The following is a 10,753-nucleotide window of genomic DNA, read 5'->3' as shown; positions in this document are numbered from 1 at the left end:
AGCCCAACGTCGCACGACCATCGCAACCTTCAACCAAATCCCAACGGCCCGGCCACCGTCTGCATCGCGGCGATGACGTGGTTGATGTGATCGTCGAGCGGCAGGCCGAGCAATTGCGCGCCTTGCTCGATGTCTTCCCGTTTCACCGCCGCGGCGAATGATTTCTGTTTCATCTTTTTCTTCACGCTGCTGGCGGCCATGCCGGTTAGTTTTTCCGGACGAACATAAGCCACCGCTGTGACGAAGCCGCAAAGTTCATCCACGGCGAACAGTGTCTTGCGAATCGGCCGATCGCGCGGATACTCGTCCTGATTCCATTCCGCGTGCGAGAGGATCGCGCCGACGATTTCGTCGTCCACGCCGCGTTCGCGCAGAATCTTCGCGCCTTCACGCGTGTGATCCGGCGGATTCGGCCAGCGTTCGTAATCGAAATCGTGAATCAGTCCGGTAATGCCCCACGTCTCGACGTTCTCACCGAAGTGCGCCGCGTAATGCCGCATGGCAGCCTCGACCGCGAGCGCGTGTTTGATCAACGACTCGGACTTCGTGTATTCGTTCAGCAGGTTCCGGGCTTTGTCTCGCGTCATGGCCATTTAAGTGTCGTTTGGGATATAACGTTCGCCTTGTCGAGTCAAAGGTTAACCACATCTCGAAAACGCCCGGCGTGGGCACCGGGCCTACACGGAAAAATGTTTGAACAAGACCTGCGGCCGTGTGCCTCCCGTGACGATTGGAACGTCTTCGATCAGGCGTTAAAATTGCGCGTATGAACGACGGCGAGGACACCAACCCGGACGGGATGGACCCGATCCGGCTTCCCGTTGATGGCGTGCTCGACCTGCATACCTTTCGTCCGCGGGACGTGAAAGGTGTCGTGACCGATTATCTCGCGGAGTGCCGGGCGCGCGGGATTTTGCAGGTGCGGGTCATTCACGGCAAAGGCATCGGGAAATTGCGCCAGACGGTGCATTCGATACTCGCAAAACAACCAGACGTGACCTCATTCGCGCTGGCCGGTGAAGCGTACGGAGGATCGGGGGCAACGATTGTCCACCTCAAATCCGCGAAGTGAAGCGCTGTCGCGAGCCGCTCATCCGGATTTGCTTGTAGCGAAAGCAATCCACGGTGTGGTCGTTGACCATGCCGACGGCCTGCATCATCGCATAGCAGATCGTCGAGCCGACGAACTTGAAGCCGCGCTTGAGCAAATCCTTGCTCAACGCATCGGACTCCGGCGTGCGGGCCGGAACTTCCTTCAGCGAACGTCGTTCGTTCTGTTTCGCTTTGCCGCCGACGAATCGCCAGAGGTAGGCATCGAAACTGCCGAATTCCTTCTGGACGGCGAGGAACGCTTTCGCGTTTTGAATGGCCGCGGCGATCTTGAGCCGATTACGAACGATGCCAGGGTCTGCAAGGAGTTGTTTCACCTTGCGCGCATCGTAACGCGCAACCCTCTTCACATCGAAGTGATCGAACACTTTGCGGTAATGGTCGCGTTTCTTGAGGATTGTGTCCCAGCTCAAGCCTGCCTGCGCGCCTTCGAGAATCAGAAACTCGAACAACGTGCGGTCATCGTGGACGGGCACGCCCCATTCCTCATCATGGTAGCGGATCGAAAGCTCGTTTCGGGCCCAGGCGCAACGGTTCATTGTCGATGACGGGTCAGGGGTTGGCTAAAATTCGGCCGTGCCGCGAACATAAGTCATGACTGCGAAGCGTGTCCACGTCGCTCAGTCAGACTTTCCATCCTTTGCGATACTCTGTTCTCAAATACCGGTTCGCCCCGGACACGTTGGTGATTTTGAGTTTCTTCGAGTCCCAAAGAATCTTTTTGCCGGCGCGCAACGCAACGTCGCCGAGGAGCACCGCCTCCGTCAACGGGCCGGAGTAGTCAAAGTTCGACAGGGCCTTCGGTCCGCCTTTGCACGCGTTGAGCCATTCCTGGTGATGGTTGCGCTCGAAGCCCGGCGGCTTGGGCAATGTTTCCGGGATGTTTTTGAAATCCTCGACCTTCGCGCCGGAAAGAAACTTGCCCGCGCCCCAGTAACTCGGGACATAGAGCGTGTCTTTGTCCCCGATAAGGATGATGCCGTTGCTCGACAGCTCGGTGTCCTTCACCAGTTCGGGCGCCGGCTGTTTGCCCCCGTCGTACCAGGTCATCTTGACCGGCGACTGCCCGTCCTGGTTCGGAAATTCGTAATTGATGATGGACCAAAGCGGGGCGGTCTCGCTGTTCACTTCGGATGACTGCGCTTCGACGCTCATGGGCGCGCCCAGTTTGAGAGAAAAGAACGCGAGGTCCATGCAGTGGCAGGCCATGTCGCCGAGCGCGCCGGTTCCGAAATCCCAAAAACCGCGCCATTTGAACGGGACATAAGCAGGATTGTAAGGCCGCCACGGTGCGACACCGAGCCACAGGTCCCAGTCAAGGGTCGGCGGCACGGGCGGATTCCCGGCGGGACGTTCAATGCCCTGCGGCCACCAGTTGTTGGGACGATCCGTCCAGACGTGAATCGCACTGACCTTGCCCAGCACTCCAGCCCGGATCAGTTCGACGAGCCGGCGCGTGGCCGCGTTGCAATGACCCTGGTTGCCCATCTGGGTGGCGACTTTGTGTTTGCGCGCGGTCTCAGCCATCAGGCGCGCTTCGTACACCGTGTGCGTAAGCGGTTTCTGGCAATAAACATGTTTGCCCAGCTTCATTGCCGTCAGCGCGGCGGGCGCATGCATGTGGTCGGGCGTGGAAACCGTAACCGCGTCAATGTGTCTGCCCTCCTTCTCCAGCATGACGCGAAAATCCTTGAACCGTTTTGCCTGCGGGTATTTTCGGAACGAACCGGCCGCGTTGACCTCGTCCACGTCGCACAGCGCGTAGATGTTCTCGTTGTCAACGTTCTCGACGTCGCTGGCGCCCTTGCCGCCGACGCCGATGCTGGCGATGTTGAGGCGGTTGTTTGCGCCAAGCACGTTTCGGCCGGCGACGAAAGGGAACGACAAGGCGGCCGCTGTGATTGAGGCTTGTTTGACGAACCGGCGACGGGTCAGGGGCGTGGTTTTCATAATGAATGGTGACGGTTTGATTCCGCCATTTATTCTGGAATCGGGCCGTCGGTCAAGGATCCGCGGCGCCACTTCATTTGAAACGTTCCGGGTGTGACAAGGGTCAAATGACTTCGTATGCTTCCGGGCGTGGCGGGACAAACGACTGTACATTGGCTTGGGCTGGCGGTATTGACATGGCTCGTGCAATCGGGCGTCAATGGCGCCGTGCCCGCGGACGCAACTTCTCCCAACCAGCCAGCGACGAACGTGGTCACTCTTCCATTCGAATTCGTGAGCGGGCGGATTCTGGCTTCTGCGCGGGTCAACGATGCGCAGCCGGCCTTGCTGATGCTGGACACCGGCTATTCCATCGACATGCTCAGCAGCGAACTGGCCGGATTACTCGAACTCAAACGCACCGGCCATATCACCATCGTTGGGGTCGCGGGGGAGGAACAGGCGGACCGGTTTGAGGGTGTCGCTTTTGATCTCTCCGGCGCGACCTACCGGCCCCGCCGCGTGGCCGCCCTCCCGGCCAGCTACCAGCGCCACTGGCGCAAACGCGACGGCGTGCTGGGCGCAGGTTTTTTCAAACGGTTCGTTGTCGAAATCGATCCGAAGGAAAGGAAAATATCGCTGCGCGAGCCGGAGACGTTCCACTATTCCGGCAACGGCGACGTCGTCCCGTTCAAGATCAGGCAATCCACGCCAATTGTCGAAGCCGCCATCCTCCTGCCAGACCAGGAGCCAATCTCGGGCAGATTTGAAATCGACACCGGCTGTGACGGCGGGCTGTGCATTGGCAGCGATTTCGTCAACGCCCATCATCTGGTCGAGTCTACTGGCCGGACGGAGGAAAGCGGTAGGCGCGGCCTGGGCGGCGATGCAAGGACCAGGATTGGCCGCGTGCCGAAGTTCCGTTTGGGCGGCCAGGTGGTGGAGAAGCCACTGGCCAATTTTTTCCTGGAAGGTTCGCCGGTGGATGAAGGCCTCGCCGGGCACATCGGCATGCAGGTATTGAGAAGGTTCAAAGTCATCTTCGATTACTCGCGCGAGCGGATGATTCTGGAGCCGCTCGAATAGCGAGCCGAAGCAAAATGACGGTTCAACTCAACTCCGACAGAGAAAGGTCCGTTATGCGATCAATGAGAATTCGTTGGGTCAGAAATGTCCTCGTTGCGCCAGCGATTGCCAGCGCTGCTGTCTGGCTGGCGACAGCCACGCAGGCCGCCGCGAACAACCTCGATGGCGACAAGATCGCCACCGGCGATGGCGACCTGGTCATCCATCCGATCAACCACGCAACGTTCGTCACAGGTTGGAACGGGAAGACCATCTACGTCGATCCCGTGGGCGGACCGAAGCGGTTCGACGGACTGCCCAAGCCGGACCTGATCCTGGTCACCGACATCCACGGCGACCATCACGACAACGGAACGCTCGAAGCCGTGGCAACGGACAAGGCGGCTCTCATTGCGCCGGCCGCGGTGACGGAGAAGTTAGCAGAGAAATTGCGCAAACAAACGACCGTGCTGGCGAACGGCGAGACGAAAACAGTGATCGGAGTCAACATCGAGGCCGTGCCGATGTATAATCTGACGGCGGACCGGCTGAAGTTTCACACCAAAGGCCGCGGCAACGGCTATGTGATCACGCTCGGCGGCAAACGCATCTATATCAGCGGCGACACCGAGGACATCCCGGAAATGCGCGCCCTGAAAAACATCGACGTGGCGTTTGTCTGCATGAACCTGCCTTACACGATGACGGTCGAGCAGGCCGCAAGCGCGGTGCGCGCGTTCAAACCGAAGATCGTTTATCCCTATCACTATCGCGGCAGCGACACGGAGGAATTCAAACAACTGGTCGGCAGCGACAGCGGCGTCGAAGTGCGGCTGCGGGACTGGTACAAGTGACAACACCCCGGTCACTTCGCGCGGCGGCGCACGCCGGCGGTGACCTCGACATGAAAAGATTTGCGGCGCCGGCTGAAGCACGCCATAAGTGGGCGAAAACCAGCCGATGAAACTGGCCGTTGAACGTTTGTGCCTGCTCGCCGGAATGGTTTTCTTTGTCCACCCACCTGCCTTCGCCGCTGACGAGACAACCGCGGCCGCCTGGAAATCCATTTTGCGTCCGGACAGCCAGGCACCCTTTGGAATCGAAACGCGTGTTCCCTGGACGGCTTCACGACTGGTCGGTTCGCCTGACCCGCCTCTGCCATACGTGGCGAAACGTGTCTTTCCGAAGCTCAAGTTCAAGGAACCGGTGGACATGGCTCATACGCCGGCCATGGACCGCCTGTTTGTCGCCGAACAGTCGGGAAAGATTTTTTCGTTCAAAAACGACCCCGACGTCGGGCAACCCGACCTCGTCATCGATCTGCACAGCGGCATCCAGGAATTCACCCAGCTTTACGGGATGGCATTTCATCCGGGTTTCGCAACAAACCATTTCATCTACCTCTGCTACGTTTTGAAAGATGGTCTGCCGGAAGGCTCGCATGTGTCGCGCTTCACGATGGCGCAGATCGATCCCCCGCGCATTGATCCTGCAAGTGAGAAAATTGTCATCACCTGGCTTTCGGGCGGACACAACGGTGGCTGCATCAAGTTTGGGCCGGACGGTTATCTCTACATTTCCACCGGAGACACTGCGTCACCGGACCCGCCCGACCCGCTGAACACGGGCCAGGACATCAGCGATCTATTGTCGTCGGTGCTCCGCATTGACGTTGACCACGAGGACGGGGGCAGACCCTATCGCGTGCCGGCGGACAACCCGTTTGTGAACACGGCCCGGGCGCGCCCGGAAGTGTGGGCCTACGGTTTTCGCAATCCGTGGCGGATGAGTTTCGATCCGCACACCGGCGCCTTGTGGGTCGGCGATGTCGGCTGGGAACTGTGGGAGATGATTGATCGCGTCGAGCGCGGCGGAAACTACGGATGGAGCGTCGTCGAAGGTCCGCAATCGGTCAAACCGAACGGCAGGCTCGGCCCGACTCCGATTCTCCCGCCGGTTGTTTCCCATCCTCACACCGAGGCCGCATCCATCACCGGCGGGACTGTTTATCACGGCAAACACCTGCGCGAACTCGACGGTGTTTACATCTATGGCGACTGGGTGACCGGCAAGTTCTGGGGTCTGCGTCATGACGGCAAACAGCTTACCTGGCGCCGCGAACTGGCCAACAGCACGATGCAAGTCGTTTGTTTCGGCGAGGACAACGCCGGTGAGCTTTACGCCGTGGACTATGGCGGCGGCATTTTCCAGCTCGAACCAAACCCCGTTCCAGACAACAGCTCGAGCTTTCCGCGAAAGTTGAGCGAAACCGGAATCGTCGCCCCCGCGAAAGACCACACGCCCGCGCCGGGCGTAATACCGTTCTCGGTCAACGCCGAACTCTGGAGCGATGGCGCCACGGCGGAACGGTTTGCCGCCTTTCCAGAAACCACGGGAGTTTACAAGGGCAAGGACCTTTGGGGTGCGGTGAAGTGGATCTTTCCTTCAAACGCGCTTCTCGCGAAGACGCTGTCACTCGAAATGGAGCCCGGCAAAGCGCAGAGCCGCCGACGCATCGAAACACAGATTCTTCATTTCGACGGCGTGAACTGGCACGGTTACGCGTATCAGTGGAACGACGCGCAAACCGATGCCACGCTTGTGGATGCCCGGGGGGCGGATCGCGCGCTTGAAATCACGGACGCGCAGGCTCCGGGCGGCCACCGCCGACAGACGTGGCATTTTCACAGCCGGGCGGAATGTTTGCGCTGCCACAATTCGTGGGGTGGTCCGCCGCTCGCGTTCAATTTTTTCGAGTTGAATGGAGACCGCAGCTATCCGGCGTCAGCTTCCAACGGCGAGCGGGGGATGCGCACCGACAACCAGATTCGGACGCTGGCCCACATCGGGATGCTCGACAAGTCATTGTTTGATGAACCGGCAGTGAAGCTTACGGATCCGAGCGACGCGAAAGCCGGTTTGCAGGAGCGGGCGCGTTCCTGGCTGCACGCCAACTGCGCGCATTGTCATCGTTTCGGCGCGGGCGGCTCAGTCGCATCGTTCTTCAACTACGACCAGAAGCTGGAAGAGAGCCGGACAGTCGGTTTCACGCCGTCGCAAGGCACATTCAACATCCCGGGCGCGCACGTCATCACGCCGGGCGACCCGCTTCGGTCAGTGCTTTATTATCGCCTCTCGTCGCTGGGACCGGCGCACATGCCGCGCATCGGCTCGCGCGTGGTCAGCGACGCGGGGCTGAACCTGATTTACGATTGGATCAAACAAATGCCACGAGCGGTCACGAACGAAACCGGCGAATCCGCTGCGGAAACAATGGAGGAAGCCAATCGTCGGCTGTTGAGAGAGATCTCGACCGGAAAAATCACTTCACCGCAGGAACGCACGGAATCGATTGACCGGTTGCTGGGATCGACCGTCGGCGCATTGGCCGCGTTGCGCGAAATCAATACGCATTCGTTCAAGACGGATTTGCGGACGGAAGTGATCGCGCGAGGAACGGCCAACGCAAACCCGGTGGTGCGCGACCTGTTCGAGCGGTTCGTTCCCGAGGAAAAGCGGGTCAGACGACTCGGGGCGGACGTCAAACCGGACCAGATTCTCGTGTTGAAAAGTGATGCGTCGCGCGGAGAGAAGGTGTTTTTCGCCGAAGGCGGGGCGCAGTGTTTCCAATGTCATCGCGTTCGCGGGCAGGGGCGGGATTTCGGTCCGGACCTGAGCCGCATCGGCCAGAAATATTCGCGCACACAACTCCTGGACAACATTCTCAATCCGTCGAAGGTCATCGATCCGGCATTCGCGACCTATCAGGTGGAGGCGAAAGCCGATTTGAGTTACTCCGGCCTTCTCGTGCGGAAAAGCGCCGATGAAGTGGTGTTGAAAGACGCCGCTCTCAATGAAGTTCACGTCAAGCTCACGGACGTGAAATCCATGGAGGCGTCGAAGGTTTCGGCCATGCCCGAAGGATTGTTGCAAACGCTCACGGCCCAGGAAGCCGCCGATCTGCTCGAATTCCTTGGCTCATTGCGCTGATGCTTAAAGACTCTTTGAGAAGCGCATCCCTGTGGCGGCTGACGGCGCCGGGAGCGGCCCGATCTGTTCACTCACTGCGAAACGCGCCGGATTTCAGCCTTCAGACCTTGCATGCCCGCCTCACCTGAATACTGCCCCAACTGCGGCGCGGAGGTGCCGCCCAATGCCGTGGCCTGTCCCGAGTGTGGGTCGGATGAATCCACCGGCTGGTCAGAGCGCGCTCGCGCGAGCCAAACCGGCATTCCCGACGAGGAATTCAATTACAATGAATTCATCCGGGAGGAGTTCGACGAAGCGGCGGAGAATCCGGCCGGAGCACGCGGCACGCGATGGCTGTGGTGGATGGTCGCGCTGATCCTTCTGCTCTTCATGGTCACGATTCTCCTGCGCTGACGGGCCGCGCGACCGGCCAAGCAACACGCTTGCAGGGGGCTTCGCCCTCCCCTTACTCTCAGCATCCTTGAATATGACTGTGCCGAACAAAGAACATGTGCCTTCCGCGCCCGGGGATTTCATCCGCGACATTGTCGCGCAGCATGTCGCTGAGAAGAAGTATCCGCAGATTCACACCCGCTTCCCTCCGGAACCGAACGGTTACCTGCACATCGGGCATGCGAAATCGATCTGTCTCAATTTCGGCGTCGCGCGTGAATTTGGCGGCCTCTGCAACCTCCGCTACGACGACACCAATCCAACCAAGGAGGAGGTGGAATATGTGGATTCCATTTTCGAGGACGTCAACTGGCTCATCAAGGGCTGGGCGGATCATTGCCTCGGCTTAAAGCCCAAAGGCAAGGTGCCCGGAGTGCAGACAGTGAAGGGGAACCAGGATTTCCAGATTCCGGCCGCAGCCGATCCGTCGCAAACTCTCGAGCCATTTTACGCCTCCGACTACTTTGATCCGCTCTACGAGTATGCCGTACAACTCGTGAAGAAGGGGGTCGCCTACGTTTGCGATCTGAGTCCGGAGGACACGGACAAATACCGGGGCGCACCCGATCGGCCGGGGAAGGACTCGCCGTTTCGCAACCGCAGCACGGAAGAAAACCTCGATCTCTTTGCCCGGATGAAGGCGGGCGAGTTTCCGGACGGTAAACGCACCTTGCGCGCAAAAATCGACATGGCGTCATCCAACATCTGGTTGCGCGACCCCGTGCTTTATCGCATCCGGCACGCGGAGCACCATCACACCGGCAACAGATGGTGCATCTATCCGATGTATGACTTCGCCCATTGCCTGAGCGATTACATTGAAGGCGTCACCCATTCGATATGCACGCTGGAGTTCGAGGTTCACCGGCCGCTTTACGATTGGATCCTCGGAAGCCTCGAACTGACACGCGCGTTGCCAAAGCAATACGAATTCGCCCGCCTCAGTCTGGGCTACACCGTCATGAGCAAGCGCAAGCTCATGCAGCTCGTCAACGAAGGCCTCGTCTCTGGCTGGGACGACCCGCGCATGCCCACCATCAGCGGACTCCGCCGGCGCGGCGTTACCGCCCGCGCGTTGCGCGCATTCGCCAGCAACATCGGCATCACCAAATACAATGCTCTCACCGATGTGGCGGTGCTCGAACACGCCATCCGTGAAGACCTGAACCGGATCGCCCTGCGCCGTTTGGTCGTGTTGCGCCCGATCAAGGTTGTCCTCACCAATGTTCCCGCCGGGAAGGTCATCGAATGCGAGGCGACGAACAATCCCGAAGACCCGGATGCCGGCACGCGAAAAGTGCCTTTGACGCGCGACATTTTCATTGAACAGGACGATTTCATGGAAAACCCGCCCCCGAAATTTTTCCGTCTGCGCCCGGGCGGCGAAGTGCGCCTCAAATACGCCTACATCATCAGGTGCGACGAAGCGGTGAAGGACGCGAGCGGCAAAATCGTCGAGTTGCGGTGCACGGCTGATCTCGACAGCAAGAGTGGAGGTACGAACGCGGCGCGCAAGGTCAAAGGCACGGTTCACTGGGTCAGCGCGACACATGCCGTTGACGCCGAAGTGCGCCTGTACGACCGGCTGTTCACCGTACCCGAACCCGACGCCTCCGGCGACTTCCGGCAACATCTGAATCCACACAGTCTTGAAGTCATCCACGCCAAGTGCGAGCCCGGTTTGAAATCCGCGAAGTCAGAACTTCGCTACCAATTCGAGCGTCTGGGCTACTTCTGTCTCGACAAGGAGTCGGAGCTTTCGACCCAAAACCCGAGACTGGTTCTAAACCGGACGATTACGTTGAAGGACACGTGGGCAAAGGAGGCGCAGAGAGTTTGAGAGCGGACTGATGATTCGACACTAAGAAGCGCGGGGTGCAATTTGGACAAATTCAAGTATTGCCGTCGGAACTGGCCGCCAGGATTTTTGGGCGAAGAATTTCCTTTTTGCCGGAAGAGCGGCGCAGGGGTTTTCCTGTGATTTTTTCGCTTTGTTTAATGACTGCCTCTTTGCCATCTATTTCGGATTGGCCATCGAAATGAAAGAGAGCGGGATAACGATCCCGGTCATTGCCGGACTTGCATTTGAGTGACGGGTGGCAAATAACGACTTGCGACATGTCCGAGAGCTGCAAAACACCCGGTCCAGTCTCCAAACGAGCCACCCGGTTGAAGTTGATTGGCGTAATCGTGTTGCTGCTGGGGGTCGGCAGCGCGGGCATTGTTT

At 59.2% G+C, this 10,753-nt stretch carries 10 protein-coding genes; 6 read left to right on the top strand and 4 right to left on the bottom strand.

Annotation, left to right across the window (positions count from 1 at the left end; genetic code table 11):
• Positions 1–29 precede the first annotated feature (29 nt).
• Complete coding sequence (locus tag VN887_08755) at positions 30–587, bottom strand: HDIG domain-containing protein (protein HXT40100.1); 558 nt, start codon at positions 585–587, stop codon at positions 30–32.
• 179 nt (positions 588–766) lie between these two features.
• Here VN887_08755 and VN887_08750 point away from each other — a divergent pair, with 179 nt between their 5' ends.
• Positions 767–1,072: a Smr/MutS family protein gene (locus VN887_08750; GenBank protein ID HXT40099.1), complete on the top strand. Its 306-nt coding sequence runs from the start codon at positions 767–769 to the stop codon at positions 1,070–1,072.
• Here the strand turns inward: VN887_08750 and VN887_08745 are convergent.
• Both VN887_08745 and VN887_08740 read right to left on the bottom strand, forming a co-directional pair.
• A complete protein-coding gene (locus VN887_08745) occupies positions 1,056–1,649 on the bottom strand; it encodes a DNA-3-methyladenine glycosylase I (GenBank protein HXT40098.1) in 594 nt (197 codons plus the stop codon). The genes VN887_08750 and VN887_08745 overlap by 17 nt on opposite strands.
• Before the next feature lie 85 nt (positions 1,650–1,734).
• A complete protein-coding gene (locus VN887_08740) occupies positions 1,735–3,060 on the bottom strand; it encodes a Gfo/Idh/MocA family oxidoreductase (protein ID HXT40097.1) in 1,326 nt (441 codons plus the stop codon).
• A gap of 117 nt (positions 3,061–3,177) precedes the next feature.
• On the opposite strand from VN887_08740, the gene VN887_08735 reads away from it, so the two are divergent.
• From VN887_08735 to VN887_08715, 5 genes are all read left to right on the top strand, one after another.
• Positions 3,178–4,125, top strand: coding sequence for a pepsin/retropepsin-like aspartic protease family protein (locus tag VN887_08735; GenBank protein HXT40096.1), 948 nt, complete (start codon positions 3,178–3,180; stop codon positions 4,123–4,125).
• 53 nt (positions 4,126–4,178) lie between these two features.
• The gene (locus VN887_08730) at positions 4,179–4,958 is read left to right on the top strand and encodes an MBL fold metallo-hydrolase (protein HXT40095.1); all 780 of its coding nucleotides are present in this window, start codon (positions 4,179–4,181) and stop codon (positions 4,956–4,958) included.
• Positions 4,959–5,064: 106 nt separating this feature from the next.
• Positions 5,065–8,094, top strand: coding sequence for a PQQ-dependent sugar dehydrogenase (locus tag VN887_08725; protein ID HXT40094.1), 3,030 nt, complete (start codon positions 5,065–5,067; stop codon positions 8,092–8,094).
• 111 nt (positions 8,095–8,205) lie between these two features.
• Positions 8,206–8,487 (top strand): zinc-ribbon domain-containing protein, encoded by a 282-nt coding sequence (locus VN887_08720; protein HXT40093.1) that lies wholly within the window; start codon positions 8,206–8,208, stop codon positions 8,485–8,487.
• Between the two features lie 73 nt (positions 8,488–8,560).
• Positions 8,561–10,366, top strand: coding sequence for a glutamine--tRNA ligase/YqeY domain fusion protein (locus VN887_08715; protein HXT40092.1), 1,806 nt, complete (start codon positions 8,561–8,563; stop codon positions 10,364–10,366).
• 52 nt (positions 10,367–10,418) lie between these two features.
• Here VN887_08715 and VN887_08710 read toward each other — a convergent pair.
• A partial coding sequence (locus VN887_08710; protein ID HXT40091.1) for a hypothetical protein occupies positions 10,419–10,753 on the bottom strand: 335 nt, incomplete at its 5' end.

Source organism: Candidatus Angelobacter sp., assembly GCA_035607015.1.
GTDB lineage: Bacteria > Verrucomicrobiota > Verrucomicrobiia > Limisphaerales > AV2 > AV2.
Note: the sequence above shows the minus strand (reverse complement) of the source record. Positions and strands in the feature narration are given on the sequence as shown.

Coding starts and splice junctions, on each gene's coding strand:
- VN887_08715 (HXT40092.1), top strand. CDS start 8,561: ATGACTGTGCCGAACAAAGAACATGTGCCTTCCGCGCCCGGGGATTTC.
- VN887_08755 (HXT40100.1), bottom strand. CDS start 587: ATGACGCGAGACAAAGCCCGGAACCTGCTGAACGAATACACGAAGTCC.
- VN887_08740 (HXT40097.1), bottom strand. CDS start 3,060: ATGAAAACCACGCCCCTGACCCGTCGCCGGTTCGTCAAACAAGCCTCA.
- VN887_08750 (HXT40099.1), top strand. CDS start 767: ATGAACGACGGCGAGGACACCAACCCGGACGGGATGGACCCGATCCGG.
- VN887_08745 (HXT40098.1), bottom strand. CDS start 1,649: ATGAACCGTTGCGCCTGGGCCCGAAACGAGCTTTCGATCCGCTACCAT.
- VN887_08725 (HXT40094.1), top strand. CDS start 5,065: ATGAAACTGGCCGTTGAACGTTTGTGCCTGCTCGCCGGAATGGTTTTC.
- VN887_08735 (HXT40096.1), top strand. CDS start 3,178: ATGCTTCCGGGCGTGGCGGGACAAACGACTGTACATTGGCTTGGGCTG.
- VN887_08720 (HXT40093.1), top strand. CDS start 8,206: ATGCCCGCCTCACCTGAATACTGCCCCAACTGCGGCGCGGAGGTGCCG.
- VN887_08730 (HXT40095.1), top strand. CDS start 4,179: ATGCGATCAATGAGAATTCGTTGGGTCAGAAATGTCCTCGTTGCGCCA.